The sequence below is a fragment of the Haloplanus sp. genome, assembly GCF_028275055.1.
In the GTDB taxonomy this organism is placed as follows: Archaea; Halobacteriota; Halobacteria; order Halobacteriales; family Haloferacaceae; genus Haloplanus.
Genome location: NZ_JAQCNJ010000055.1, coordinates 1 through 24,192 on the forward strand (window position 1 = coordinate 1; position 24,192 = coordinate 24,192).

Annotated in this window: 26 protein-coding genes and 1 pseudogene; 10 read left to right on the top strand and 17 right to left on the bottom strand. The window is 66.3% G+C overall.

Features of this window, described 5'->3' with window-relative positions; genetic code table 11:
* Positions 1-206: hypothetical protein (locus Q0925_RS07190; protein ID WP_299333398.1), on the bottom strand; the 206-nt coding region annotated here is incomplete at its 3' end.
* 109 nt (positions 207-315) lie between these two features.
* Here Q0925_RS07190 and Q0925_RS07195 point away from each other — a divergent pair.
* Positions 316-974 (top strand): annotated as a pseudogene (locus tag Q0925_RS07195) (hypothetical protein).
* Position 975: 1 nt separating this feature from the next.
* A complete protein-coding gene (locus Q0925_RS07200; protein ID WP_299333401.1) occupies positions 976-1,650 on the top strand; it encodes a hypothetical protein in 675 nt (224 codons plus the stop codon).
* A gap of 26 nt (positions 1,651-1,676) precedes the next feature.
* Here the strand turns inward: Q0925_RS07200 and Q0925_RS07205 are convergent, their stop codons facing one another.
* Positions 1,677-2,201, bottom strand: a complete 525-nt coding sequence (locus tag Q0925_RS07205; protein WP_299333404.1) for a DUF7344 domain-containing protein — start codon at positions 2,199-2,201, stop codon at positions 1,677-1,679.
* A gap of 172 nt (positions 2,202-2,373) precedes the next feature.
* Here Q0925_RS07205 and Q0925_RS07210 point away from each other — a divergent pair, with 172 nt between their 5' ends.
* A complete protein-coding gene (locus Q0925_RS07210) occupies positions 2,374-3,525 on the top strand; it encodes an E3 binding domain-containing protein (RefSeq protein WP_299333407.1) in 1,152 nt (383 codons plus the stop codon).
* A gap of 2 nt (positions 3,526-3,527) precedes the next feature.
* Here Q0925_RS07210 and Q0925_RS07215 read toward each other — a convergent pair whose 3' ends face one another.
* From Q0925_RS07215 to Q0925_RS07235, 5 genes are all read right to left on the bottom strand, one after another.
* A complete protein-coding gene (locus Q0925_RS07215; protein WP_299333410.1) occupies positions 3,528-4,526 on the bottom strand; it encodes an NAD(+)/NADH kinase in 999 nt (332 codons plus the stop codon).
* Positions 4,526-5,521 (bottom strand): alpha-ketoacid dehydrogenase subunit beta, encoded by a 996-nt coding sequence (locus tag Q0925_RS07220; RefSeq protein WP_299333413.1) that lies wholly within the window; start codon positions 5,519-5,521, stop codon positions 4,526-4,528. The genes Q0925_RS07215 and Q0925_RS07220 overlap by 1 nt, the downstream gene beginning before the upstream one ends.
* Positions 5,521-6,558 (bottom strand): thiamine pyrophosphate-dependent dehydrogenase E1 component subunit alpha, encoded by a 1,038-nt coding sequence (locus Q0925_RS07225; protein WP_349254398.1) that lies wholly within the window; start codon positions 6,556-6,558, stop codon positions 5,521-5,523. Before Q0925_RS07225 ends, Q0925_RS07220 begins: the two co-directional genes overlap by 1 nt.
* A gap of 68 nt (positions 6,559-6,626) precedes the next feature.
* The gene (locus Q0925_RS07230; protein ID WP_299333419.1) at positions 6,627-7,559 is read right to left on the bottom strand and encodes an alpha/beta hydrolase; all 933 of its coding nucleotides are present in this window, start codon (positions 7,557-7,559) and stop codon (positions 6,627-6,629) included.
* A 114-nt stretch (positions 7,560-7,673) separates the two neighbouring features.
* Entirely contained in the window at positions 7,674-8,381 is a 708-nt protein-coding gene (locus Q0925_RS07235; protein WP_299333422.1) for an SDR family NAD(P)-dependent oxidoreductase, read from the bottom strand.
* Positions 8,382-8,559: 178 nt separating this feature from the next.
* On the opposite strand from Q0925_RS07235, the gene Q0925_RS07240 reads away from it, so the two are divergent.
* Together Q0925_RS07240 and Q0925_RS07245 are read left to right on the top strand one after the other, a co-directional pair.
* Positions 8,560-8,760: a dodecin gene (locus Q0925_RS07240; RefSeq protein WP_299333524.1), complete on the top strand. Its 201-nt coding sequence runs from the start codon at positions 8,560-8,562 to the stop codon at positions 8,758-8,760.
* Positions 8,761-8,859: 99 nt separating this feature from the next.
* Positions 8,860-9,261, top strand: a complete 402-nt coding sequence (locus Q0925_RS07245; protein WP_299333425.1) for a universal stress protein — start codon at positions 8,860-8,862, stop codon at positions 9,259-9,261.
* 1 nt (position 9,262) lies between these two features.
* Here Q0925_RS07245 and Q0925_RS07250 read toward each other — a convergent pair whose 3' ends face one another.
* Complete coding sequence (locus Q0925_RS07250) at positions 9,263-10,288, bottom strand: mechanosensitive ion channel family protein (protein ID WP_299333428.1); 1,026 nt, start codon at positions 10,286-10,288, stop codon at positions 9,263-9,265.
* Between the two features lie 109 nt (positions 10,289-10,397).
* On the opposite strand from Q0925_RS07250, the gene priS reads away from it, so the two are divergent.
* Genes priS through Q0925_RS07265 form a run of 3 tightly spaced genes read left to right on the top strand, consistent with a single transcriptional unit; the run spans position 10,398 to position 14,170 of the window.
* Positions 10,398-11,558 (top strand): DNA primase small subunit PriS, encoded by a 1,161-nt coding sequence (gene priS / locus Q0925_RS07255; protein WP_299333431.1) that lies wholly within the window; start codon positions 10,398-10,400, stop codon positions 11,556-11,558.
* On the top strand, positions 11,555-12,499 hold the full coding sequence (locus Q0925_RS07260; protein WP_299333434.1) for a hypothetical protein: 945 nt from the start codon (positions 11,555-11,557) through the stop codon (positions 12,497-12,499). Before priS ends, Q0925_RS07260 begins: the two co-directional genes overlap by 4 nt.
* A 39-nt stretch (positions 12,500-12,538) precedes the next feature.
* The gene (locus tag Q0925_RS07265; protein ID WP_299333437.1) at positions 12,539-14,170 is read left to right on the top strand and encodes a hypothetical protein; all 1,632 of its coding nucleotides are present in this window, start codon (positions 12,539-12,541) and stop codon (positions 14,168-14,170) included.
* An 8-nt stretch (positions 14,171-14,178) separates the two neighbouring features.
* Here Q0925_RS07265 and Q0925_RS07270 read toward each other — a convergent pair whose 3' ends face one another.
* The 5 genes from Q0925_RS07270 to Q0925_RS07290 all read right to left on the bottom strand — a co-directional run bounded on the left by Q0925_RS07270 (position 14,179) and on the right by Q0925_RS07290 (position 17,165).
* Entirely contained in the window at positions 14,179-14,337 is a 159-nt protein-coding gene (locus Q0925_RS07270) for an HVO_2901 family zinc finger protein (RefSeq protein ID WP_299333440.1), read from the bottom strand.
* A gap of 80 nt (positions 14,338-14,417) precedes the next feature.
* Entirely contained in the window at positions 14,418-15,917 is a 1,500-nt protein-coding gene (locus Q0925_RS07275) for a class II fumarate hydratase (protein ID WP_299333443.1), read from the bottom strand.
* Between the two features lie 37 nt (positions 15,918-15,954).
* Complete coding sequence (locus Q0925_RS07280) at positions 15,955-16,224, bottom strand: BolA family protein (protein ID WP_299333446.1); 270 nt, start codon at positions 16,222-16,224, stop codon at positions 15,955-15,957.
* Positions 16,225-16,260: 36 nt separating this feature from the next.
* The gene (locus Q0925_RS07285; protein ID WP_299333448.1) at positions 16,261-16,719 is read right to left on the bottom strand and encodes a pyruvoyl-dependent arginine decarboxylase; all 459 of its coding nucleotides are present in this window, start codon (positions 16,717-16,719) and stop codon (positions 16,261-16,263) included.
* Positions 16,720-16,844: 125 nt separating this feature from the next.
* Positions 16,845-17,165 (bottom strand): hypothetical protein, encoded by a 321-nt coding sequence (locus Q0925_RS07290; protein WP_299333451.1) that lies wholly within the window; start codon positions 17,163-17,165, stop codon positions 16,845-16,847.
* Positions 17,166-17,270: 105 nt separating this feature from the next.
* On the opposite strand from Q0925_RS07290, the gene Q0925_RS07295 reads away from it, so the two are divergent.
* Both Q0925_RS07295 and Q0925_RS07300 read left to right on the top strand, forming a co-directional pair.
* Positions 17,271-18,221, top strand: a complete 951-nt coding sequence (locus tag Q0925_RS07295; RefSeq protein WP_299333453.1) for an A/G-specific adenine glycosylase — start codon at positions 17,271-17,273, stop codon at positions 18,219-18,221.
* Positions 18,222-18,263: 42 nt separating this feature from the next.
* Positions 18,264-18,665 carry a hypothetical protein gene (locus Q0925_RS07300; RefSeq protein WP_299333456.1) on the top strand — a complete coding sequence of 134 codons (402 nt, stop codon included), beginning with the start codon at positions 18,264-18,266 and terminating at the stop codon, positions 18,663-18,665.
* 21 nt (positions 18,666-18,686) lie between these two features.
* Here Q0925_RS07300 and Q0925_RS07305 read toward each other — a convergent pair whose 3' ends face one another.
* The 4 genes from Q0925_RS07305 to Q0925_RS07320 are packed head-to-tail and all read right to left on the bottom strand — an operon-like array spanning position 18,687 to position 24,110.
* Positions 18,687-19,676 (bottom strand): cytochrome b/b6 domain-containing protein, encoded by a 990-nt coding sequence (locus Q0925_RS07305; RefSeq protein WP_299333459.1) that lies wholly within the window; start codon positions 19,674-19,676, stop codon positions 18,687-18,689.
* Positions 19,669-20,052, bottom strand: a complete 384-nt coding sequence (locus Q0925_RS07310) for a hypothetical protein (RefSeq protein ID WP_299333461.1) — start codon at positions 20,050-20,052, stop codon at positions 19,669-19,671. Before Q0925_RS07310 ends, Q0925_RS07305 begins: the two co-directional genes overlap by 8 nt.
* 1 nt (position 20,053) lies before the next feature.
* On the bottom strand, positions 20,054-20,716 hold the full coding sequence (locus Q0925_RS07315) for a 4Fe-4S dicluster domain-containing protein (protein WP_349254399.1): 663 nt from the start codon (positions 20,714-20,716) through the stop codon (positions 20,054-20,056).
* Positions 20,717-20,726: 10 nt separating this feature from the next.
* Positions 20,727-24,110 carry a formate dehydrogenase subunit alpha gene (locus Q0925_RS07320; RefSeq protein WP_299333466.1) on the bottom strand — a complete coding sequence of 1,128 codons (3,384 nt, stop codon included), beginning with the start codon at positions 24,108-24,110 and terminating at the stop codon, positions 20,727-20,729.
* Positions 24,111-24,192: the final 82 nt, after the last annotated feature.

Genomic DNA, 24,192 nt, shown 5'->3' on the forward strand with positions numbered 1-24,192 from the left:
ACCCGAACGGTGCCGTCGAGATGCCACCGGGCGAACTCGGCGTTGGCCTCCATCCGCAACGGGACGTCGACGGTCACGTCTTCGAACGCACACTCCAACTCCTCCTCCCGATCGATGGCCGTGTCGAGAACATCGTCGACAACGTCGAGCCACGTCTGTCCGTTTGTCTCGTCTGCCGGGGCGCGTCCCGGCTGGTCATCCAACATGTGGCGACCTACGGTTCGGGGGTGATTTGTATCTTCGGCTTCCGAGGGGGCGCGGGAGTCGACGGGTCGGGGCCGAAGCGTTTTCACCGCCACCGGATGAACGATGCGTATGCCGACAGTCGACCCCGGCGGTGGGATTTACGATCTGTTCGGGCGGCGGCGATTCAACGCCGCGCTCGGCTGGGGGTTCGTCGGGGTGCTTTGTTTCGCCGCCGGTGGGGCGGTGGTCGGCGGACGCCCCCTCTGGGCGGGGTTTACGCTGGCGCTCGTCGCACTCGCCGCCGTTCCGGCGGTCGCCCGCCGCCGTCTCGACGCGATGGTTCGTGGGAAGCGTTGGCGCTTGCCTCCGTCCCGGCGGTGGGGCGGCTCCTCGTCGTCGGACAGACCGTCGGCGGCGTGACGCTCACCGGGCGCGTGACCACGTACGTCGCCGTCGCAGCCGCCGCACTCATTCTCGCGGTGGAACTCGACGTGTTCACGCCAGTCCGGATGACCCACACCTTCGCCGTGCTGTTCGTGGTCGTTACGACGGTGGCAACGGCGGGGTTGTGGGCCGAGGCACGCTGGCTTTCCGACACGCTCCTCGGGACGCAGGTTCTGTTGGACGGCCGCCCCGAGCACGTCATCGAGGAGGCGCTCATGTGGGACTTCGTCGCCGCGACGGTGGCCGGCGTTGTCGCCGGTGTCTGCTTCGAACACTACTTCCGGCGGTTCGCAAACGAGACGCCGCGGTATCCGATCGACACCACCGGGAACGGAGACGACTGAGGTGCGACTCCGTGACCGACTCAACGTGAGCGAGCGCCGACAACGACAGCTCTCTCGACTACTGCAGGTTCTACTCGTCGGACTCGTGTTTGTCGGGTTCGAACGTGGCAACGCAGGGGTCGTCGTTAACGCGACGGTCGGACTGGGAGTGACGTACCTGCCTGCGGTGCTCGAACGCGACTACCACATCCCGATGGACTCGGCGTTGACGCTGTGGATCACCACCGCCGTCTTTCTCCACGCGTTCGGAACCGCCGGGCTCCCCGGGGCGACGACCAATCTCTACCGGAGCGTCTGGTGGTGGGATCACCTGACACACACCCTCTCCTCGACCATCGTCGCGGCAGCGGGGTACGCCACCGCTCGCGCGTTCGAACTCCACTCCGACGGCGTCTCACTCCCCGACCGGTTCATGTTCGTGTTCATCCTACTGTTTGTTCTCGCGTTCGGCGTTCTCTGGGAAGTTCTTGAGTTCGGTGTGACGGTTGTCGCGTCGGTTTTGGGAACGCAAGCCGTTCTCGTTCAGTACGGCCTCGGCGACACGATGCTCGACCTGTTGTTCGACACCCTCGGCGGTATCATCGTCGCTGTCTGGGGGACGGCACATCTGACTGATCTCGTCGGTGTTCTCGCCGACCGGTTCGGTCTCGGGACCGCGAGCGAGGATAGCCCCTGACGCCCGACCCGGGACGATCGGTCGGGTCAGTCGAGTTCAACCGCGACGTGAACGAGCGACACAACGGCACACGACAGAACGGCGACGGTTGCGTAGGCCACCCCGGAAACCTGCGCGAACGGGTCGACGTTGGCCGCCGCGAGCGCTATCGACACGATGATGACCGTGGTGGCGAGCAGATACCACCGCCACCACCGCCGTCGGCGGTCGCCGATTGCGTCGAGATACGGCAGACAGCGTCTGGCGCCGTTGGCCAGCGTGATCTCCCCCGCCCGCTGGTCGTAGGACACGATGTCGCGGTCGGCGAGTTTCGGCAGGTGCATCTGGTAGAGGACGGTCTGGACGCGTTTTCGTTGTTCGTACGTCACGTCCGCGGGGTCACAGTCGTTTTCCATCGCGGCGATGTGTTCGCTCAGGTCGCGCAGGTCGACCGGTTCCGACCGGTCACGGAGGTAGCCGATGACCTCGCGTCGGCGCTCGTTGCGGAGCGTTGAAAAGAGCGCGTCTCGTGGGGAATCGTCCGATTCGGTCGGAGGGGGGTTCGGTGGCATCGGCTCAGCGGGTCCGCCGCTTACCGGGAACGTTCGGCCGGGCGACCGTCTGAGACACGCACGTCACTGATCGTCGGAACGACATAATTGTACTGTCGACCGACCGATCAACCGACAACGATGGGGCACCGAACGGGCTAGAGTATTTTTTTCTGGCGGTGGAGTGTCACGTATGGGGTACGTTGTCCGGATGCCAAAGCTCGGCTTGGAGATGGAGCAGGGAACGTTGCTCGAATGGGCGGTGGACATGGGTGAGTCGGTCGGCGAGGACGATTTGATCGCCGAAATCGAATCTGAAAAAAGCATCGGCGAGGTCGACGCCCGCGAGGACGGTGTTTTGCGGGAGGCGTACCTGTCGGTCGGCGACGCAGTCCCGCCGGGGACGCCGATCGGAATCGTCGCGCCGGCGGAGGCGGACATTTCGTCGCTCGAAGCCGACGCCGAGGCCGACCTCGCGGGCGACGCGGCGGCCGAGACGACCGAGAGTCCGGGGGCTACCGGGGGGGCCGACGACCCCGGCGACACCGACCCGGCACACACCGATGCGGACGACGGAACCACGACGGGAGTAAAGGCCTCACCACGGGCACGCCGCCGCGCCGAGGAACTCGGCGTCGACATCGCGACCGTTGAGGGCACAGGTCCACAGAACTCGGTTACCGAAGCCGACGTCGAGGCCGCCACGGAGGGCGACGAGAACCGGGGTCTCAAGGATGGCGAGACGGCGACCCGACCCGGTCGCGCCGATCCGGAGACCGAGACGGTCGCAGGCGTGACGCGTGCGCCGCCGTCGACCGTCGACCGGTACGCGCGGGAGACGATGGTTCTCGACGCCGACGCGGCCGAATCGGTGTTCGACGCGGCGGCCGCGGCGCGCGAGACCGTCGACGAGGACGCGTCGGTGACAGACGTGATGGTGCTGGTGACGACGGACGCACTGGCGTCGTCCCCGCGGTGTAACGCCACGTTCGCCGACGCGACCCACCAACTCCGGTCGGAGGCCCACATCGACATCGTCGTCGGTAACGAGGGGGAGATGTCGGGGACGGTCCGCGTCGACGACGCGTCGGCGTTTGCGGCGGGATCGGCCGTCGGGCGAGTGATCAATCCGCCAGCGGTCGTCGCTCTGGAGTTCGATCCGGTCGGACAACGGGCGACGCCAGAACACGACGGCGTCGGGTTCGAACCGCTGGTGACTCTCGGGGTGACCTACGACACCCGGGCACTCGACGCCGACGACGCTCGGGCGTTTCTCGATGCCGTCGCCGCGGCCGCCGGCCGTGCTCCCGCGCTCGTCACGGAGTCGTTCCTGTCGGGGGCGTAACGTCAGTCGCGGACGAGGACCCCGGCACGGGCGGCACGATCAAGTGCGTCTCGGACGTCGATCAGTTGCGGCCCGTTCTCGCGTGGCGTGATGTCGACGGTGGCGTCGACCAGTTCCTGTTCTCGCTCCCCGTCGGCGCCGACCACGCCGTCAGCCACATCGAATCGGGCTGTCTCGCCGGCGGCCAAGCGGTCGTGTGACTCGATGCCGACGGTTGCGGTCACACCTGGCGCGACGGCCGTCCGCACCGTCCGGGACGCCGTCGCCGGATCACGGAGACGAAGCGCGGCCCCGCCGGCAGCCTCGGGACCGAAGGGGTCGAGACAGCCGGTAGCACCGCTGAGACCGATCTCTGTGGGGTGAGCGCGGCTCACTACACCACCCACCAGATCGGCGGGGTCGATGAGTGCGCGCGTGCCGACGAACGACCGGGCGGACACCTCGACCGACGCGAGGCCGGTCACCGTCGCCTCGCCGGTCGGCGTCTCGGCGCGGGCCTCGACGGTCCCGTGGCGCGTCGTCACCGCGTCGGTGTCGACGCGGCCGGCGGCGACGACGGCGGCGGCCGCCCCGGCGACCGTGCCGTCGACCGGCGTCGGGACGACGTTGTTGGTGCCGGTCGAAACGGCAAGCACCGGCATCGGCCCGCTCTCGACGGCGGCGTCGCGGGTGGTGCCGTCGCCGCCGAGAACGACGACGACGTCCGCGGACTCCCGGAAGTGAGCGACCGCCCGACGGGTGTCCTCAGCCGACCCCTCGACCGGCAGATCGAGAATCTCGACGGTGACGGTGTCGGGCGCGTTCTCGGCGGCGGCCGCCGCGATGCCGGCGCGGTCGGGCATGATCGACACCATCGGCGGCTCGCTGAGAACCGTCACCCCGTCGAGAACGCAGGCAGCGACCCGTTCTTTCGCGCGGTTATCGACAACGCTCGCGCCGCCGGTCAGCCGCCGGATATCTCGGCCGGCCCCGGGGTTGACGACGAGTCCGACGCGGGCCACTATGTGATCCGACCGATCGCCTCCCGGACGTCGTCGCCGTCAGGGAGCACCTCGTCTTCGAGTGTCGGGCTGAACGGGATGTGCGTGTCGGGCGTCCCGACCCGCTGGATCGGGGCATCGAGGCTGAAGAAGGCGTTCTCCATCGCGCGGGTGGCCACCTCCGCGTGGATACCGTAGGAGAGGGGACTCTCGTCGGCGACGACGAGGCGGCCCGTCTTCTCGACGCTCTCGACGATGGTGTCGGTGTCAAGTGGGTAGAGCGACCGCGCGTCGATCACCTCGACGCTCGTCCCGCCGGCGAGGTCCTCGGCGACATCGAGCGAGTCGCCGACGAGTCGCTGGGTGGCGAGAACGGTCACGTCCGACCCCTCCCGTTCGACCGCCGCCTCGCCGATTGGGACGGTGAACTCGGGATCGGTCGGCACCTCGCCCTGCCGTTCGTAGATCATCTTGTTCTCAAAGACAAAGACGGGATCGTCCGAGCGGATGGCGGCCTTTGTCAGCCCCTTCGCGCTCTCTGCGGTGCCGGGCGAGACGGCTTTCAGTCCGGGGAAGTGTGCGATCCAAGCGTGGACGGTGCCGGAGTGTTGGCTGGCCGCACCCATGCCGCCGCCCTCGGTGGTCCGGATGGTGACGGGCATCTCCGTTTTCCCGCCGAACATGTAGCGCATCTTCGCCATCTGGTTCATCGTCTGTTCCATCGAGACGCCCATGAAATCGGAGAACATGATCTCCACGACCGGGCGGGTGCCGGTGGCGGCCGCGCCGGTCGCCGCGCCGACGAAGCCGGCCTCGCTGATCGGTGTGTCACGGACGCGTTCCTCACCGAACTCGTCGATCAGGTCGCCCGTTACCGCGAGAACACCGCCCATATCACCGATGTCCTCGCCCATCATGTACACGTCGTCGTCGCGGTCCAGTTCCTCGCGGAGCGCCTGTCGGATCGCCTCGCGGACGGTCATCGTCTCCGTCTGTTCGATACCCGCTTGCGCCATCAGTGATCACCCCCGTCGGTCCGGGCCGTGGCCTGTTGTGCGAATCGTTCGATTTCCGGCACCGAGTCCCCGAACATGTCCTCGTAGGCCTCGCTGGGATGTGGGTCGTCGGCCTCCTTGGCGTAGGCCAACGCGTTCTCGATGGTCGCTTGGGCCTCGGCCTGCATCTCCTCGAACACCGCCTCCGTGAGCTCACCCCGGTCGATCAGGCGTTCTTTGAACGACGCGATGGGGTCTTGCTCCCGCCAGCGCTCGACCTCGTCCTCGTCGCGATACACCTGTTCGTCACCCTCGTAGTGCCCGCGGTAACGGTAGGTTTCGGCCTCGATCATCGTCGGGCCGTCGCCGGCGCGGGCGCGCTTTCGCGCTTCCTCGACCGCCTCCGCGACGGCCGTCACGTCCATACCGTCCACCGTAACGCCCGGGATGCCGTGAGCCGCAGCGGTGTCGCTGAGGTTGTCGACGTTGTGTTGTTGCTCGACCGGCGTCCCCTCGCCGTATCGGTTGTTTTCGATGACGAAGATGGCCGGCAGATTCCACGTCGATGCGAGGTTGACCGCCTCGTGTACCTGCCCCTGTGCAACCGCGCCGTCGCCGAGAAAGCCGACAGCCACCTGGTCGCGGCCCTGATAGTCGATGCTGAGAGCCGCTCCCGTCGCCATCGGCGGTCCTGCGCCGACGATACCGTTGGCGCCGAGCATCCCGGCGTCGACGTCGGCGATATGCATCGACCCGCCCTTGCCGTTGCAGTAGCCGTCCGCCTTGCCGTACAGTTCGGCCATCATATACTTTGGGTTCAGTCCCTTGGCGATGCAGTGGCCGTGGCCGCGGTGGGTGCTGGCGATGTAGTCGTCGTCGTTCAACGCGGCACAGGTGCCGACGCCTACCGCTTCCTCGCCGACGTAGAGGTGGACGAACCCCGGTATCTCGCCGTCGGCGAACCGCTCGCCAGCCGTCTCGTCGAACGAGCGGATCGTTAGCATTCGACGCAAGGCCTCGACTCGTCCCTCCGCCGAATCGAGTGTATAGTCTGACATGCTGTACCCCGTGTGCTGGTCTGACACGCTGTTAAAAATAACGATCGTCCAGGAAGGATTCGGGGGTGTCAGTCGCCGCGGATCGCATCGGCGAGACGGAACATCGCGGCCCGGGCGCGGTCAAGATCGGGGTTCTCGAGCATCGTCAGAAAGCCGTGGATCTGGTTATCGTAGTGGACGTGATCCGTCGGGACGCCCGCGGCGTCCAACCGCTCAACGTAAGCCCGGCCCTCATCGCGTAGCGGGTCGAATCCGCAGGTAAGCACCGTTGTCGGTGGAAAAACGGCGGGTGACTCGGCGCGCAGTGGCGAGGCGTAGGGATGTCTCCCATCCGCGTCGTCGCGGAGGTAGCCGTCCCAGAACCGTTCCATGTCCGCCCGCGTCAGAAGGTAGCCCTGCGCGTTCTCGGTGTAGGAGTCGGTGTCGAAGGCGTGATTCGTGGCGGGGTACGCGAGCACCTGCCGGTCGATCGACGGCCCATCGCGGTGGGCGGCAAGCAGTGACACGCCGGCCGCGAGGGTGCCGCCGGCGCTGTCACCGGCGAGGACCAGACGGTCGTCCCCGTCCTCGGTGTCGACCGGCCCCTCGTCGGCGAGCCACCGCACCGCCGCATAACAGTCCGCAAGCGGAGCCGGAAACCGGTGTTCCGGAGCGAGCCGGTAGTCGACGGCGACGACCGTCGCCCCCGTCGTCCGGGCGAGAGCACGACAAAGCGCATCGTGGGTATCTAGCCCGCCGAGCATCCAGCCGCCGCCGTGGAAGAAGGCGACGTCCGGGCCGTCGGCCTCGCCGGAGTCGTACGTTCGGATCGGAACAGGGCCGGCCGGGCCCGGGACCGTCCGGTCGGTCACCTCGGCAACCGAATCCGGGTCGTCGACGGCACACAACCGCCGGTACGTCGCCCGGGCCTCGGACACCGACAGCGTGTGGAGTGGTGGAACGCCCGCCTCCGAGAGGTCGTGGAGGTATGACTCCACCTGTGGATCGAGTTCCGTTGCCATGACGCGTTTTTTGTTCGGAGACGATCATTAAAACCGTTCGGCAGGGCAACGGCGGCACTGTCGGGCGGCGTGTCCATGAGGGGGCCGTGACCGTCGCCACGGACACCGTCGCGGTCAGATGAACTCCGCGTTCCCCGGCCCGTTGGTGATGTGGATCTCGAACGGTTGGGTGCTGGTATCGTCCCGTTCGACCAGTTGCCAGTAGGTCTCGGCCAACTCCACCGGATCGAGAAGCGTCTCGTCGTCGCGGTCGGGCGCGTCCGGCGTATCGATCTGTCCGTCGAGAACGACGTGTGCCACGTGGACCCCTTCGGGACCGTACTCCTGTGCCATGTCCATGGCCATCCCGCGGGCGGCGAACTTCGCGGCCGTGAACCCGATCGCACCGCCGAGGCTCCGCACCGCGGAGGTCGCGCCGGTGAAAATGACCGTTCCGCCGCCCGTGTCGAGCATGTCGCCGACCGCTTCCTGCGAGCAGACGAACGCGCCGCGGCCGCCGACCGCCCACGCCTCCTCGAACGCTTCGACGCTCGTGTCCATGAGCCCGGTCCACGAGGCGGCGCTCGCGTGGTTGACGAGTACGTCGACCGAGCCGAACGCCTCGCGGACCGCGTCGAAGCCGTCGCGAACCGCCTCGACGTCGGCGATGTCGGTCGGGACGGCGAGTCCCTTACCGGGGTCGGGAAGGTCGGCGGCGAGGGGTTCGATGTACGTGTCCGACCGGGCGAACAACGCGACCCGACAACCCTCGGCCGCGAACCGCCGTGCCAACGATTCACCGAGTCCGGGGCCGACGCCTGCGATGACCGCCGTGCGAGCCATGCCCGGTCTACGCCTCGTTCGGTGTAAACGATGGCGGCGGAGGCGGGGGGCTGTTCGGAGGTTGGAGGGGCCATGGGAGCTGGGGTCACCTCGAACGTCCGCTGCACGGAACGGTGTCCCGTTGGGTCGGCGGAGTTTTAAGTCATCTGTCGAACAAGAATGGGTGGAAGACCGACTCATGGTATTCAAGAAAATAACGCTCATCGGCCGGAGTTCGGAGAGTTTCGACGCCGCCGCGGACGACGCCATCGACCGCGCCACCGAGACGCTCGACCGGGTGAAGTGGATCGAGGTGGAGGAACTGGGCGTGGAGGTCGCCGGCGTCGAGGACCGCGAGTACCAAGCCGAGGTCGTGGTGGCGTTCGAACTCGAGGGGTAGTTGACCGCCGCGACGTCGCGGAGGGTGAGGGACCGAGGCGGTGGCGGGCCGACCGCCGCGAATCGAATAAATGAAACCGACACCCATCGTTGAGGACGTATGACACTGGTCGTCGTGCCGGTTCGCTACCCGCTCAGCAAGCACTCCCGGGCGACGCTTGCCGAGGCGACCCGGGTCGCCGAGGAGCGCGACGCCGACCTGACGGTGCTGCACGTCGATCTGTATCAGGAGACCGGTGAGGTGACACGAACGGGGTTGAAACGCGCCGTCGAACAGGAGTTCGGCCCGCTGGACCGCGCCCGGTACGTCGTGCGCCGGGGCTTTCTGGTCGAGGAGACGATCGTTGACGAGGTGGTCGCCGAGGACGCCGACGCGGTCGTCGTCGGCTCGAAACAGGTCGGGCGGTTTCGGCAGGCGCTTGGCCGGTTTCTCGACGACCCCGACGTGGAGCGGTTCCTGCGGGAGAAGGTTGACTGTGACGTGATCACGGCGGCAGGGTAGCTCACCCCCCACGGTTGTCGGGGTCGGGTCGGCCCGCATCGAGGCCGTCGCTCTCGGGTGGTGTGTCGTCGCGTGGGGCGGCCTCGGACTCGGCCGATGGTTGAGTGCCGTTCTCGACGGCGACGCGGGCGCGACCGCTGTGCTCATCGAACAACAGGTGTTGGTGTGGGTAGGCGATCTCGACGTCGGAGTCGTCGAGGCGCTCCCAGATCCGTTCACGGACCGTCGATTCGATCCGCGGGATTCTGTAGGGTGTCTGCACCCAGAACCGCAGGACAAGTCTGACCCCGCTGTCGGCGTACGAACCGATCAGACACGTCGGTCGAGCCGGGTAGCGGGCGCTCCCGATGCGGATGTCAGGGCCACCCCCGATCACCTCGTCACAGTCTCGCGCCGCCTGCTCCATGATCCGTCGGGCCTCGTCAAGGTCGCCCTCGTAGGTCACGAGCAGTGGGACCGAGAGCCGGGTCCGTTCGTCCTCGGCGGAGAGGTTGGTCACGTCGCGTTCGCGCATCTGGGCGTTCGGGACGACCTGAGACGTGTTGTCGAGTGTGAGAATCTTCGTGTATCGGATCGTGATGTCCTCGACGAACCCCTGACGACCGTCCTCGAGTTCGATCATATCGCCGATTTCGTACGGATTGTCAGCGAGAACGAACAGGCCGTTGATCACGCTCCCGACGATCGGTGCGAGAACGATACCGAGAACGGCCGAAAAGACCGTTACCGAGAGGACGATATCGCCGATTTCGAGGCCGAGAAAGCTCGCGGCGATCAAACCCCCGATGACGACCGTCGTGACGCGGAGTATTCCCAGAACCGTCTGGGCGACGCTCTGGCGTTTGAACCGGCGGGCGACGGGACGGCCGAGCAGGCGAACGAGCAGTTTCGAGACGACGACCGCCAGTCCCACGACGACCACGGCGGCAAGAATCCGAACGGCGGTACTCCCCCACAGCCACGCCAGTAACTCCGCGGTTCCCGTCGGCGGCGCCGGATCGGTCTGTGCGACCGCCGCGGTGTCCATGCCAGCGTCTCGCCGCGTCCGGGAGAAAAGGGTTTCCACGGTCTCGGGCCGGCGCGGCGGGCCGCCGATCACAAGCTACTATGCCGTCGGCGTTGGACGACGTAGACGAATGGACCGACGGACACGCGAGTATCTCGCCGGCCGGTTTGGCGACTACTACCGGAGCGCGGAGCCGACGCGACCGCCGGCCGCGGCGTCTCGGGAGTGGGGTCACATCCCGTGGACGAGCGGTGCGGAGACGACGATGGTCCGTCACCGGTCGATCTACGATCTGGGGGATCTGGGTGATTTTCTCCGGCGAGCCACACCACGGCACGTCTACTTCTCGGCGGCGCGGTACGACGACCCGGGTGCGGGGTCGATGGACGAGAAAGGGTGGCAGGGAGCCGACCTCGTCTTCGACCTCGACGCGGACCACCTCCCCGGGACCGACCCGGGGAACGCCAGCTACGCCGAGATGCTCGCGGATTGTAAGAACGCCCTCGAACGCCTGCTCGACCTGTTAGAACGCGACTTCGGCTTCGAGGACGCGACCGTGGTGTTCTCCGGGGGTCGGGGGTATCACGTCCACGTCCGCGACGACGGGGTCGCCGGACTGGACTCGGCGGCCAGACGGGAAATCGTCGACTACGTGCGTGCCGTCGACCTCGATGTGGCGGGACTGATTCGGACGCGCGCGGTCGGTGGGGCGACCCGGCGCGAACTCCGGCTCGGTGGTGGCTGGGGGCGACGAACCCACCGTCGCCTCCGCGCGTTCGTCGAGGAGTTGCGGTCGGTCGACGAGGAGACGGCGAAAAAACGGCTGATGGCCTTCGACGGCATCGGCGAGGGGCGGGCGACGACCCTGCTCGGTGCGTTTGTCGGCAACGAGTCGGCCATCGAGAACGGCAACGTCGAGGTCGGCGGTCCTGGCGCACGCACCTTGGTCGAGGCGCTCGCCCGCGAGACGGTCGAGAACGACAGCGCACCCATCGACGAGCCGGTGACGACCGACACTCGGCGACTGATCCGACTGCCGGGGAGCCTCCACGGCGGGACCGGACTGGTCGTTCGCCGGATCGACCGCGATGCCCTCGACGCGTTCGATCCGCTGGTCGACGCGGTTCCCGAGCGGTTCACGCGACGCTCGGTCCGGGTCGAGGTGACCGATCCCGGAGGGGTCGAACTGAACGGCGACAGGTTTACACTCGATGCAGGCGAGCACTCCGTACCGGAGTGTGTCGGGGTGTTCCTGATGGCGCGCGACCGAGCCCGGAAGGTCAAAGAATGAACGTCGAGGAACTGCGCACGGTCCAACGGACCGAACGGCAGAAAGACAGTCTCCAGCACCTCCGGGACTCCTTTTACCGCGACGTGGCGGAGTATATCGCCGAGCGGAAGGCGGAACGCGAACGCATCGCAAGCGAGGTCGACGACCCCTTCTCGTCGCCCGAGGTGAGCCGCCTCAGCGACGAAATCGAGACGGCCGAGGAAGTCGTCGAGAGCATCTACGAGCGTCGTATCGGCAAGATCGTCAAGCGGGCAACCTTCGCGGCCGCCGGGATGGCCGCGGAGGACGAGGGACTCACCGGCGAGGAGCGTGAGCTGTTCGATGATCTCGTCGCCCGGATCGAGAACAACCGCCGGACGGTGCTTGAGGATCTCGTCGGCGATGTCGACGCCGCCGACGAGACGGCCGAAAGCGACACGCCGGCCACGGAGACGGCGTCGGCACCGGCGACCCCCTCTGAGCCGGCGGACGCCGGGACGGCCGGCGATCCGGCACCGACGACCCCGGATCCCGACGACCTCCTCGCGGAGGCGATGGGTGGGGACGAGGGCGGGAGCAAGGCGACCGGCGGCGACGCGGGTGGAACGGCCGACCCGGCGAACGACGACGGTGCACCGGCGGCCACGGCTGCTGGGACGGATCCCACGCCCACGCCCACGCCGACGGCGCCGGACCCCGAACCGGAGTCGGAACCGGCGACGACGCCGGGGCCGGGTCCCGACCCCGATCGGACCGCGACCGATGGCCAGGCGACGGACGGGGGTGACGCCGCGGCGTCGCCCGGCACCGACCGGACGATGCTGCGGATCACGCGGGACGTAGGCGAGATATTCGGCGTCGACGAACGCGAGTACGACCTCACGAGCGAGGACGTGGTGATGCTCCCGACGGCGAACGCCGAGCCGTTGCTCGACCGGGGCGCGGCCGAGCGACTGGAGTAGGGGCCACAGATACTTTATGAAGCCATCCCAACGGCAGCTATGGTAGACGGTCGCTCCCGTCGCGGGATGCTCGTGGCGGTCGTGTCGATGCTGCTTGTCGCCGGGCTGGCTTCAGGGGTCACCACGGCCGGTGCCGGGGACGCCGCCGTCGAAACCGACACCCGAACCGATACCGATGTCGGATGGACGACGGCCGTCGATGCCGATGTCGACGGGACCGCGACCACACCGCAGACGACCGACCGGCCGACGGTCGGCCAACAAGCAATCGCCGCCCGGAACGACGAACCGGGAGCCGTGACACTCACCTTCGAGTACGACATTCCCTCGTCGGTGGAGGCGCTCCGGGTGAACGTCCCCGTGACGTCTCTTTCGGGGATTTCGGTTGAGGAGATGGACGGGTTCGAGCGGACCGAACAGGGCTGGTTCCGCTGGGACGGCGAAACAGAGACGCCCTCCTTTTCGTTGCGGTTGGCGGTGAGTGACTCGCTCGCCGACGGCGTCCGTGGCGTCGAGCGTGACGGCTGGGCGCTCGTCTCGGAGCCGAACAGTCGGGTGCAGGTGCGGGCCCCCGGCCAACCGATCCGGACGAGATCCTTCGAGGTTGCGGCAGACGAACCGGGATACGCCGATAGCCACCTCGCGTACCTCGGCGACTACGACAGGCGAGATGTGACGGTCGCCGACGAAAACGCGACGTTTATCCTCGGGGCCGAAGGGGTCGACCCGGCGCGGGCGACCGACTTTCTCCGGACCGCGAACGAGCGTTTCGACCTCGGAATCCAGCGGGAGCGCGTGACGGTGTTTGTCATCCCGCTACGCGAGGAGGAGACGGCGGATATCGAGGCGGCGACCGTCGACACCGCGTTCTGGATCGGATCGAGCGAACTCGCCCTCGACGAGACGGGGTCGGTGTTCGCCCACGAGTACGTCCACACCCGACTCGGGCCGACGGGACGGGACGACGCGACGTGGCTGACCGAGGCAACCGCGGAGTACTACGGCCGCGTCTTCGCGCTCAACGACGGTGTCGGGAGCTACGACGCCTGTCTCGACGGACTCCGGGCGACGGAGTACGCGCCGGATGAGCAGGCGGTCGTTCTCTCGGAGCGACGGACGTGGCGCGGGACCACCGCCCACTATGGCAAGGGCGCACACGTCCTCGCCGCGTTGGACGCACAGATTCAGCGACGAACCGGCGGCGAGCGGTCGCTCCGGGACGTGTTCGACGGACGGTCCGACCCGTTTCAAAACTACGAGGCGTTCCGCGCGGCGGTGATCGAGGTGAGCGGCGACGAGGACCTCGGCCCGTGGCTGGATCGTTACGTCACCACGGACGACCTGCCACCACTGCCCGAGAACCCGCGGTACTACGTCGCGGCGTCCACGGTCGATACGGACGGTGACGGAATGGAAAACGGGGCGGAACTCGACCAGAACAGGCATCCCTTTGTCGAGGGCGAGGGGCCGACCGTCGCGACGGTGACGAGTGTTGACGACACGACGACGGCACCCACCGCGACCGACGACGCGGACGACAGAACGGAACCGACGACGGCCGAACAAGGCACGACCGGGACGACCGGCAACGCGCCCGGCTTCGGGGTCGGCATCGTCGTCGCGGCGGTTGCGACCCTCCTCGTTGGCGTTCGGGTGTGGACGAAACCCTGATCGGACGGTCAGACGCGGCGCAGGCCGTCACCGAGACCGGCCGCGTTCCCACACTCCGGGCATTCGTAGGTCCAACCGTCCTTCGTGGCGCGGCCTTCCGGGAATTCGGCATCACAGCGTCGACAGGCAAGGAGATCGCGGCGATCGGTGACGTGTAGTTGCGGCATACTCGGATGATTTACCGCATCTGTGATGAACGTGTCGTTTCGGTTCCATGCGGTCGCACGCCCGGCCGGGATCGGCGGGGTTACTCCCTCTCGTCGTCGTCGCCGTCGCCGTCGTCGTCGCTTCGCAGGATGCCGCGGCCGGTCATCCGCTCGGGGTCGAGAACATCGTCAGCCTCGGCCGCGGTGAGATACCCCTTCTCGACGGCAACCTCACGGACCGTCTCGCCCGTTTTGAGCGCCGTCTTCGCCACCTCGGAGGCCTTATCGTAGCCGATGGCGGGATTGAGCGCCGTCGCGAGCGCCATCGACCGTTCGACGGCTGCCTCGCAGTGAGCCTCGTTCGCCTTGAGTTTCGCGACGAACCGCTCGGCAAAGGTCTCGGCGGCGTTCGCGAGGAGGTTCGCCGACTGGAGAAAGTTGTGTGCGACGACCGGTTTGTACAGGTTGAGATCGAGTTGGCCACCCGCCGCGCCGGCGGAGACGGCGGCATCGTTTCCCACGACCTGTGTGTGGACCTGGTTGACCGCCTCGGCAACGACGGGGTTGATCTTGCCGGGCATGATCGACGATCCCGGCTGGTTTTCGGGTTGCTCGAGCTCCCCGAGCCCGTTCCGGGGGCCGGAGGCAAGCAGGCGGAGGTCGTTTGCGATCTTGTTCAGCGACCCCGCGACCGTTCGGAGAACACCGTGGGCCTCGCTCATGGCGTCGTGGGCGGCTTGGGCCTCGAAGTGGTCGTCGGCCTCGCGGAACGGGAGTCCGGTCTCGGCGGCGATGTACTCGGCCGCGAGTTCGGGGAAGTCGGGGTGTGTGTTCAGGCCCGTTCCCGTGGCCGTCCCGCCGAGGGCGAGTTCGGCCAGTCGCGGCGTGACCGACTCACACCGGTCGATCCCCTTCTCGACCTGTGTGCGGTAGCCGCCGAACTCCTGGCCCAGACGGACCGGCGTCGCGTCCTGGAGGTGTGTGCGGCCGGTCTTGACGACGCCGTCGAACGCCGCGGTCTTGGCGTCGAGTTCGGCCGCGAGCGTCTCCAGTGCGGGGATCAGATCCGTTTCGACGGCGGTCAAGGCGGCGACGTGCATCGCGGTCGGGATCACGTCGTTGGAGGATTGTCCGAAGTTGACGTGATCGTTCGGGTGGACGACCCGGTCGCCGACCTCGGCACCCAGCAGTTCGGCGGCGCGGTTGGCGATCACCTCGTTTGCGTTCATGTTCGTGGAGGTGCCCGATCCGGTCTGGAACACGTCGACGGGAAACTGGTCGTCGTGGTCGCCGGCGATCACCTCGTCGGCGGCGGCGACGACCGCGTCTGCCACCTCGTCGTCGAGGAGGTCCAACTCGCGGTTGGCCCGCGCCGCGGATTTTTTGACCACGCCGAGGGCGCGGACGAACCGACGGCCGAACCGCTGGTCGCTGATCGGGAAGTTCTCGACCGCCCGCTGGGTCTGTGCCCCCCAGTAGGCGTCGGCGGGCACGCGAACCTCGCCGAGACTGTCCCGTTCGACGCGACGGTCGGGGTCGGAGTCGGAGTCGGAGCCGGAATCGGAATCGGAATCGGAATCCGAGGTGGGGTCGTCGCTCATGCGCGAGCGAACGGGAGCCGCGTCGTAAAACCTACCGCTACGCGTCCGGGCCGTGTTTTTCGTACGCCTCGGGGGTGTACGTCTTCATCTCCATCGCGTGGATATCGGTCGTCATGTGTTCTTCGAGGGCATCGTAAACGAGCTGATGTTGTTGGACCAGCGACAAGCCCTCGAAGGCCGGCGAGACGACCACGGCGGCGAAATGTTCGTCCTCGTGGTCCTCGTCGGGCACCCGAGGCATCGTGACCGTCGCCTCGGCGTTCTCGATACCCTTCTCAATGAGTCGCTCGACCTCGGCGGTGTCCATACGTTATCCCGGCGGCCGCGGCACAAAAACCACCCGCTACACCGGGCGATACACGGCGGAGACAACGACGGCGCCGGCCCGGTCGACGGTGTGTTCGACGATCTTCGTCTCGATACTACCGTGCCACGTCCAGGCGTCGCGGGTGTCTCTTGCCGTCTCGATACCGCGGGTGATCCGCCCCTCGACGTTTTTGACGTTCTCGCCGCTCCCCTCGAAAAAGACGCCGCCCTCCTCGGCGGTCGCCCACCCCAGCCCCGCCGCGATGGTTTCGTTTTCCACCGGCGATTCGTTCTCCGCGAGAACGACCGCGACGAGTTCCCCCACGTCCCACCGCCGCTCGTGTGTGCCCCGCTCAACGACGGTCGCGCCCGCTGGGACCACCGACGAGAGCGTGACCAGATTGTAGTTGTGGATCCCCCCGACGCTCAACGCCTCGTCGAACGCACTCAAGGTGGTCCGTCCCTCGCCGGTGCCCCAGACGATCTCGATCTCCATCGTGGTTCGACCTTTCGAGCACCGTCACAAACCACTTGTGTCTCCACGGCAGTCACTGCCCGACTCGGAGGCTCCGAACGGGGCCGGCCGACCGCAGCCGTCCGTCGGGAACGACCGGGATCGCGTTACTGCTGATACCGACGGTCGTCGTCGCGGTCGACCTGCGACCCACCGCTCCCCATCTCGTCGTAGGTCATCCCGGAGAGATACTCGTCGTACGTAACATCGTACCCCTGCCGGAGGTAGAAATCGAGGTCGCCGGTGTCGACCGTCGACCGATACAGGGAGTGAATCGCCCGTCGAACGAGTTCGTCCGGGTCACCGCCGCCGGCCGCGAGCAACATCGCCAGTTCGTTTCGCGTCTCCCGGTCGAGGTCGATGGCGAGCGACTCGCCGAGATCACCGTAGATGGTTCGTACGTCCGCGTTCAGGTCGTCGAGGCTCATGTCCGCACAAGACGCGGGCGTGGAATACCGCTTTCGGCTCGGTCGGCCGGTTCGGTCGTGGTCCCGACCACCACCCCTAAGCGACCACGTCGCTAGCCACCGATAATGAGCAACGGCGAGAGCGACGAGAACGCGAACGCCGCCCGTCTCGACGCCGCGGTCGACGTCGATACCGTCCGCACGGCGCTCGTCGAGTGGTACGAGGCCGGCCACCGCGAGTTCCCGTGGCGACAGACCAGCGACCCCTACGAGGTTCTCGTGTCCGAGGTGATGAGCCAGCAGACCCAGCTCGACCGTGTCGTCGAGGCGTGGCAGGCGTTTCTCGACCGTTGGCCGACCGTCGACGCCCTGGCGGCGGCCGACCGGAGCGAGGTGGTGTCGTTCTGGACCGACCACCGACTCGGCTACAACAACCGTGCGCGCTACCTCCACGAGGCCGCCGAGCAGGTGGTCGGGGAGTTCGACGGCGAGTTCCCGAAAACGCCAGAGGGGCTACAGAAGCTGATGGGCGTCGGTCCATACACCGGCAACGCCGTGGCGAGTTTCGCGTTCAACGCCGGCGGCGCCGTCGTCGACACCAACGTCAAGCGGGTGTTACACCGCGCTTTCGGCGTTCCCGACGACGAGAACGCGTTCGAACGCGCCGCGACCCACCTCATGCCGGAGGGCGAATCGCGTGTCTGGAACAACGCGATCATGGAGCTTGGAGGAGTGGCCTGTCGGGGGACGCCTCGTTGCGACGAGAACGGGTGTCCGTGGCGGGGGTGGTGTGAGGCCTATCGAACGGGCGATTTCACCGCTCCCGACGTGCCGACCCAACCGGAGTTCGAGGGGAGCCACAGACAGTTTCGCGGCCGGATCGTCCGGGTTCTGGGGAACCACGACACGCTGGCGCTCGACGACCTGGGCCCGCGGGTCAGGGTCGACTACGCGCCCGATGGCGACCACGGACGGACGTGGCTCCGGAGCCTGTTGGAGGATCTACGGGACGATGGGCTGGTTGAACTGGTCGACGATGGGACCGGAGACGCGGTCGTCGCGCGGCTCCAACGGTGAGATCCGCCGAGGATTTATTCTCCTCCCACGCGGCGTGAGAGTATGCGCATGGAACTTCGCGTGTGTAAGCTCTGCCACGATGGCGAACACGGTAACGAACACAAGACCGCCGTGACACAGGATATGGTCCGGTGTGCGCGCCGCATCCGGGAGTATAAGGATCTCATCGGTCTCGGCGAACTCCACATCACGATGGTTACGGAGGGCGAACCCGGCGGCGCCGAGGCTCTTCCGGTGATCGTCGCGGGCATCGAACAGGACCAAATCTCGTTGTCGGACACGCAACTGGTGATGGAAGACGAGGACGGCAACTTTCTGGTCTACCCCGAACCGAAGGATATTCTCGAGGTGCTCACGCGCAACATCGACCAGATGAGCGAACAGACCAGACAGGACGTGACGGTCGAACTCTCCTCACAAGGCGCGGAACTGCTGTCCGGATAAAAACGCCGTTCGCGACGGCGGTTAGTCGTCGTCGGGTTGTCCGCCGTCGGCCGCGGTCGGCTGCTGGCGCTCCTTCTCCAGTCGGCGCTCCCACCGCACCCGCAGGAGGTTGCCGTACATCGAAAGAACGAGGCCAACGAAAAGCACGAAGATGCCCGCGTTGATCCCAATGGTGAGCAGGAGGTTCTCCGGCCCACCACCGATCGAAATCTCCCGAGGAACGGGGTAGCCTTCGTCGAAGATGGAACCGATCATGACGCTCGTGATCCCGACGACGGTCAGAATCCCCATGACCGAGCTCACCGCCCGCCACGAGGGCGAGAGCGTGAGGTCCTCGATTCCCCCATCGGCGTGGGTTTCGGGAATCAACTCACGCGGGATGTACGCCTTCGGCTCGACCGGGTAGAACGCGGGGTGGAGCCCGTGTTCGAAGATGTGGAGCATAACTCCCATCAGCATGACGACACCGAGCAGGCCGTGAAAGACCACGAACCCCATCGCCGCGGTCTTGGTGCCGAAGTACTGCATCAGGCCGGTCTTGCTCCAGATGAGCAGACCGCTGACCGTCAGCAGGAACAGTTCGGCGGCGAAGATGAACACGACACCCTTGCCGATGTAGGACAGCAGGGGGATCTCGTCGGGGTCACCGCCGGCGAACTGCTTTGCGTTGGGGTGACGTTCGTCCGCGCGACCAAGCGCGAACTGCACGTCCTGAATGAACGCCACGAAGTCCTTGGGGCTGGGGATGATCTCACGGAAGTTGCTCCGTCCCGTGTCGGTCGTGATCATGAGCGTCATCCAGAAGCCGATGAGCGCGATCAGACCGAACCCGGCGGCCCGGTGGAGCGCCGTGACGCTCTGTGGGCCACCCAACAGCGACAGCATCCACCAGAGTTCGTCGTTGAACGTGAGGCTGTATCCCGTGAAAAACAGGATGAACACGTCGAGTCCCAGCAACGAGTGGAACGTCGTTGTGACGCGGGTGAACTTGCCGTGATCCAGACTAGTCATCGGTCTCACCCCCGTCGGTCGCGACGGCCTCAGCGGTCCGCTCGCCGGGCTGTTTCATCCGCGTGGCGAGGCGGCGGAACGCCGCCCAGTGAATAAACACCATCAGGAGGATGAACACGCCCATCAACACGTCCACGGCGTGGATGAGTGCAACGAGGAAGTCGAGCCACGGAACCGTGTTCCCGACGACCCAGTCGGTGCCGATCCCGCCGCCGGCGACCGTCGGGTTGACCCGGAACAGGCCCTCGTAGAAGACCGCCGTTCCGGCGGCCCACCAGACGGACCCCACCGCGAGTGCGAGACCGGCGATGGCGCTGAAGATCACCGACACTTTGCTGTAACCGCTGGTTTCGGGAAGGTCGTCCTGATAACTCATCTCAGAACACCTGCGCCTCCTCCTCGCCGAAGATGATTTCCATGGCGACATCGTTGAAGAACGTGCCGCTGTCCCGCCGTTCCAGTTCCGCGGAAATCTCCGCGGCGTCGCCGACGAGAATGGCGTCGGTCGCGCACTCCTCGGCACACGCCGGTCCCTTGCCGACGTCCTGGCGCTCCTCGCACATGGTACACTTGTCCATGTTGCCGCCGCCGCCGAACAACTGGGCGGCGCCGTCGTCGGATTCGGGGAACTGGGGCGCGCCGAACGGACACGCCGACAGGCAGTACTGACAGCCGACACAGAGGTCGTCGCGCACCTGCACGAAGCCGTCTTCCTTCTGGATCAGCGAGTCCGTCGGACAGACCGACACACACGGGGCGTTCTCGCAGTGATAGCACTGCATCGGGACGGCCGTCTCACCCGGAGACTCCCCCTGTTCGAGGGCGCGGGCGCTGTGGGCGTTGAGTCCGTCGGCCCCCTCCTGGCCCTCCATCATCGTCGAGATGCTGATCCGTTGCTCGTCGGGCGCCGAGTCCCACGTCCGCTTGCAGGCGACGACACAGCCGCCACAATCGATACAGGCCTCGACGTCCGGGAAGATGCGGGCGTCCTCGCCGGTGCTCATGACGCCCTGCTGCATTATTTCTTTGTTGCTTGACATTTTTGATCACCTACTGGACGGTGCTCCCGTCCCGGACGTCGAAGTCTTTCTGAAGTCCGATGTCGTTGCGGTCCTGTGGGAACTCGAGGTCGACGTCCATGTTGAGTTCCTCGAGTAGACTCTGGGTGGCAGGACGGACCGAAACCATCGATACCTTTGTCTCCTGCATCTGCGTTTCGACGTCGTAGCCACGCGACGTGATGGCGTTGACCGAGTCTCCGATGGCGTACGGCACCATTCCGTCGGGGTATTTGTCCTCCAGACTCTGGCCTTTGAACACGCCACCCCAGTGGTACGGCAGGAACGTTTCCTCGTCGTACGGCCGATCGGTCACCCGTGCTTTCACGAGAATGGATCCGCGGTCGGTCGAGGAAATCACGACCAGATCACCGCCGTCGACGCCGAGTTCCTCCGCCTTGTTCGGCGTGATTTCGGCGTACATGTGCGGTTGGAGGTCGGCGTTGTGGATGTTGCTCCGGGTCTCCGAGCCACCGCCCTGGTGTTCGACCTGTCGGCCGCTCGTCATTATCGTGTCGAGCGTCGGGCCGTCGTTGTCGGCGTGGATGGTCTGCATCGCCCGCTCCTGTTCCACGGCGTTGTTCTGGTCGAGGCGGTAGAAGTTGCGCTGTTGGCCGTTGGCCGGCCACTCCTCGACGAGGTCCGGGCGCGGACTCTCGAGCGGTTCACGGTGAACCGGCACCGTATCGAGGAAGTTCCAGACCACCCCACGCGCCCGACCGCGCCCCGTCGGCGCGTCGGGTTGGTTGTAGTCGTACTGCTCGTAGAACGACGGATCGATGTTCTGTGTCTCCGAGAGATACTGATCGAACTCGGGAACCCCGGTGTCCGGCTCGTTGATCGCCTGTGCGGCGGTGTACACCGACCGCTGGTTGTCGAGTGCGTGCTGTTGTGGGATGGTGAGCTCGTCGGACTGGGTCTCCTGTGTCGGGTCGATCAGACTTTTTGGCGGGGTCGTCTTCCAGCCGGGATACTCCGGAATGCCGTGGATCATCCCGTCGCTCGCGGTGTCGGCCGTGGACGCCCAATCGGGGTTGTACGGTGCCCGCGTCATATCGAGGGCGTCATCGACGCTGTCGTACCGGTCACCGACAGCGTCGACCGTGTTCTGGAGCGGATACTCCTCGTCCGTGTTCATCTCCGCCCACTCCTCGGGGCTCGGGGCTCTGGTACCCCAGCGGGTCCGGAAGTCCTGTCCCCCGTTGTTGGGGTTTTTGTCGTCGTTCCAGATGATCGGCGTTCCGGGGTGGCCCTCCCCCCAACACGGCCACGGGAGCCCCCAGTACTCGCCTTCGACCGGCGTCCCCTCGGCGGCCTGAAGATTCTCGTGGGAGAACGCGTAGTCGTACTCGATGTGTTGCTGGAGGCGTTCCGGTGTCTGCCGGTAGCCGATGGTGTTCGTCCCGAGGTTGAACTCCCGGATGACGTTCTCGTAGGTTGATTTCCCGTTGTAGATTTCGGGGCCGGTCCCCCAGTCGAAGTGCTCGCCAAAGCCGAGCGAGTCGGCCAACTCCTGCATGATCTGCAGGTCGGGACGGGAGTTGTGCGACGGCGGCTTGACCGGTTCGGACCACTGGATGGAACGGTGGGAGTTCGTCAGCGAGCGGTAGTGCTCGTACTGGCTGGAAGCCGGCAGGAGCAGTACCGGCGGTCCCTCCTCGAAGTCGGGGAGAACGCTCGCCACCGACGGGAACACGTCGACGACCACCAACAGGTCGATGTTCTCCATCCCTTCTTTCATCTGTTCCATCTCGCTGATAGAGTTGGAGGAGTGGCCCCAGAAGACCGCGATCTTCACCTGGTCGGGCTGGTAGACCGGCGTCTCCTGCATCCGGTCTTCCTGGTCGAGGGCACCCTCGAACCAGCGTGCGACCGTCAGCCCGTTCTGGAACATCATCGAGTTCGGCGCAGGGTTCTCCGGTCCGAACGTTCCCTCGTAGCTACTCGTCGGAAGCGAGTCAGGGCTCTCCACGTCGTTCGCACGGACGTACTTCTCCGGTGGCATCACCTCGAACCGGTCGTACATGTCCTCGAACGATGTCGAGCCGCTGGTGTAGGGGTTCTTGTCCCAGATGTCCGCCCACCACGACCAGCCACCGGGTGACAGCCCGTAGTACCCCGGCAGGATGTGGCTCGCAACGGCGAGGTCGGTCGCTCCTTGCACGTTGGCGTGGCCACGCATGACCTGCAGGCCACCGCCGCTCCGGGCCGCGCTCCCCGACGCGAGGCTCGCGGCGGCGTAGGAACGGATGTTCTGGGTGCCGTTGTTGTGCTGGGTGCCGCCCATCGCCCACTCGATCTGGATGTTGGGGCGGTGCTCGTCGAACAGTTCGGCGAGGCGCTCGATCTCCTCAACCGAAAGCCACGTGATGTCCGCGACGGTCTCCTTGTCGTACTTGTCGAGTTCGGCGTCGATGTCCTCCCAACCCTGAACGCGGTCCGAAAGCATGTTCTGCCCGGTGTCGTCCGCGTCGGGGTCGAGTGCGAGGCCGTACTCGTCGCGGAGTTCCTTGATAATGCCCATCATAATGGCCACGTCGGTTCCCGGCCGGAACCGCATGAACTCGTCGGCGTGGGCCGCGGTCTTTGTGAACCGCGGGTCCATGACGAGCATGTGGCCACCGCGTTTCTGCCCTTCGAGAATATGCTGCATCGCGATGGGGTGGGCTTCGGCGGGGTTCTGCCCGATGACGACCAGCAGGTCGTACTGGCGGTAGTCCTGCAGCGTGTTCGTCATGGCGCCGTAGCCCCACGTGTTCGCGAGGCCGGCAACGGTTGTCGAGTGACAGATCCGAGCCTGGTGGTCGACGTTGTTCGTGCCCATAAACGCCGCGAGCTTCCGGATGGCGTAGGACTCCTCGTTCGAGTGGTGGGCGCTCCCGAGAAGCATGACGCTCTCGCGGCTGGCTTCCTCGTCAACGTCGACGGACTCCGACGGCGAGACGTCGGAGTCCGGCCACAGCGCCTGGATATCGGTCGACAGCCGGTCGTAGGCGGTGTCCCACGACAGCTTCCGCCACGCGCCGTTCTCCCGGATCATCGGGTGTCGGAGCCGCTTCTCCGAGTGTTCGGTCTCGTAGATGCCGGCGCCCTTCGAACAGAGCGACCCCTGATTGATCGGGTTCTCCTCCCATGGCTCCATTCCGGCGAACGAGTCACCGACACGCTCGCCGTGGAAGCCACAACCGACCGAACAGTAGTTGCAGATGGTCTTCGTCAACTCGCCTTCCGTATCGGCAGCCGACACCTCCTCATCACCGGACTGTGCAAGTGCCTGCCCCGCACCGCCGCCACCGAGGGCGACGGCACCGGCAAGCGCGCTCGCCTTCATGAACGAGCGCCTGTCTAAGTCTATCGAAACTGGTTCAGTGCTCATGGTGTGTGGTCCCGTTGTGTGCGCGTGCCAGCATCGTCACGCACATGCTCCCATGCATTATGTTCACATTATATAAATTAAT

Bases quoted from the DNA above. Each gene is read 5' to 3' on its own strand.
- Q0925_RS07285 (WP_299333448.1), bottom strand. From the start codon at position 16,719: ATGGAGATCGAGATCGTCTGGGGCACCGGCGAGGGACGGACCACCTTG.
- Q0925_RS07265 (WP_299333437.1), top strand. From the start codon at position 12,539: ATGGTAGACGGTCGCTCCCGTCGCGGGATGCTCGTGGCGGTCGTGTCG.
- Q0925_RS07260 (WP_299333434.1), top strand. From the start codon at position 11,555: ATGAACGTCGAGGAACTGCGCACGGTCCAACGGACCGAACGGCAGAAA.
- Q0925_RS07250 (WP_299333428.1), bottom strand. From the start codon at position 10,288: ATGGACACCGCGGCGGTCGCACAGACCGATCCGGCGCCGCCGACGGGA.
- Q0925_RS07235 (WP_299333422.1), bottom strand. From the start codon at position 8,381: ATGGCTCGCACGGCGGTCATCGCAGGCGTCGGCCCCGGACTCGGTGAA.
- Q0925_RS07305 (WP_299333459.1), bottom strand. From the start codon at position 19,676: ATGACTAGTCTGGATCACGGCAAGTTCACCCGCGTCACAACGACGTTC.
- Q0925_RS07220 (WP_299333413.1), bottom strand. From the start codon at position 5,521: ATGGCGCAAGCGGGTATCGAACAGACGGAGACGATGACCGTCCGCGAG.
- Q0925_RS07295 (WP_299333453.1), top strand. From the start codon at position 17,271: ATGAGCAACGGCGAGAGCGACGAGAACGCGAACGCCGCCCGTCTCGAC.
- Q0925_RS07225 (WP_349254398.1), bottom strand. From the start codon at position 6,558: ATGTCAGACTATACACTCGATTCGGCGGAGGGACGAGTCGAGGCCTTG.
- priS (WP_299333431.1), top strand. From the start codon at position 10,398: ATGGACCGACGGACACGCGAGTATCTCGCCGGCCGGTTTGGCGACTAC.
- Q0925_RS07240 (WP_299333524.1), top strand. From the start codon at position 8,560: ATGGTATTCAAGAAAATAACGCTCATCGGCCGGAGTTCGGAGAGTTTC.
- Q0925_RS07310 (WP_299333461.1), bottom strand. From the start codon at position 20,052: ATGAGTTATCAGGACGACCTTCCCGAAACCAGCGGTTACAGCAAAGTG.
- Q0925_RS07205 (WP_299333404.1), bottom strand. From the start codon at position 2,201: ATGCCACCGAACCCCCCTCCGACCGAATCGGACGATTCCCCACGAGAC.
- Q0925_RS07245 (WP_299333425.1), top strand. From the start codon at position 8,860: ATGACACTGGTCGTCGTGCCGGTTCGCTACCCGCTCAGCAAGCACTCC.
- Q0925_RS07290 (WP_299333451.1), bottom strand. From the start codon at position 17,165: ATGAGCCTCGACGACCTGAACGCGGACGTACGAACCATCTACGGTGAT.
- Q0925_RS07210 (WP_299333407.1), top strand. From the start codon at position 2,374: ATGGGGTACGTTGTCCGGATGCCAAAGCTCGGCTTGGAGATGGAGCAG.
- Q0925_RS07230 (WP_299333419.1), bottom strand. From the start codon at position 7,559: ATGGCAACGGAACTCGATCCACAGGTGGAGTCATACCTCCACGACCTC.
- Q0925_RS07300 (WP_299333456.1), top strand. From the start codon at position 18,264: ATGCGCATGGAACTTCGCGTGTGTAAGCTCTGCCACGATGGCGAACAC.
- Q0925_RS07270 (WP_299333440.1), bottom strand. From the start codon at position 14,337: ATGCCGCAACTACACGTCACCGATCGCCGCGATCTCCTTGCCTGTCGA.
- Q0925_RS07280 (WP_299333446.1), bottom strand. From the start codon at position 16,224: ATGGACACCGCCGAGGTCGAGCGACTCATTGAGAAGGGTATCGAGAAC.
- Q0925_RS07275 (WP_299333443.1), bottom strand. From the start codon at position 15,917: ATGAGCGACGACCCCACCTCGGATTCCGATTCCGATTCCGATTCCGGC.
- Q0925_RS07315 (WP_349254399.1), bottom strand. From the start codon at position 20,716: ATGTCAAGCAACAAAGAAATAATGCAGCAGGGCGTCATGAGCACCGGC.
- Q0925_RS07320 (WP_299333466.1), bottom strand. From the start codon at position 24,110: ATGAGCACTGAACCAGTTTCGATAGACTTAGACAGGCGCTCGTTCATG.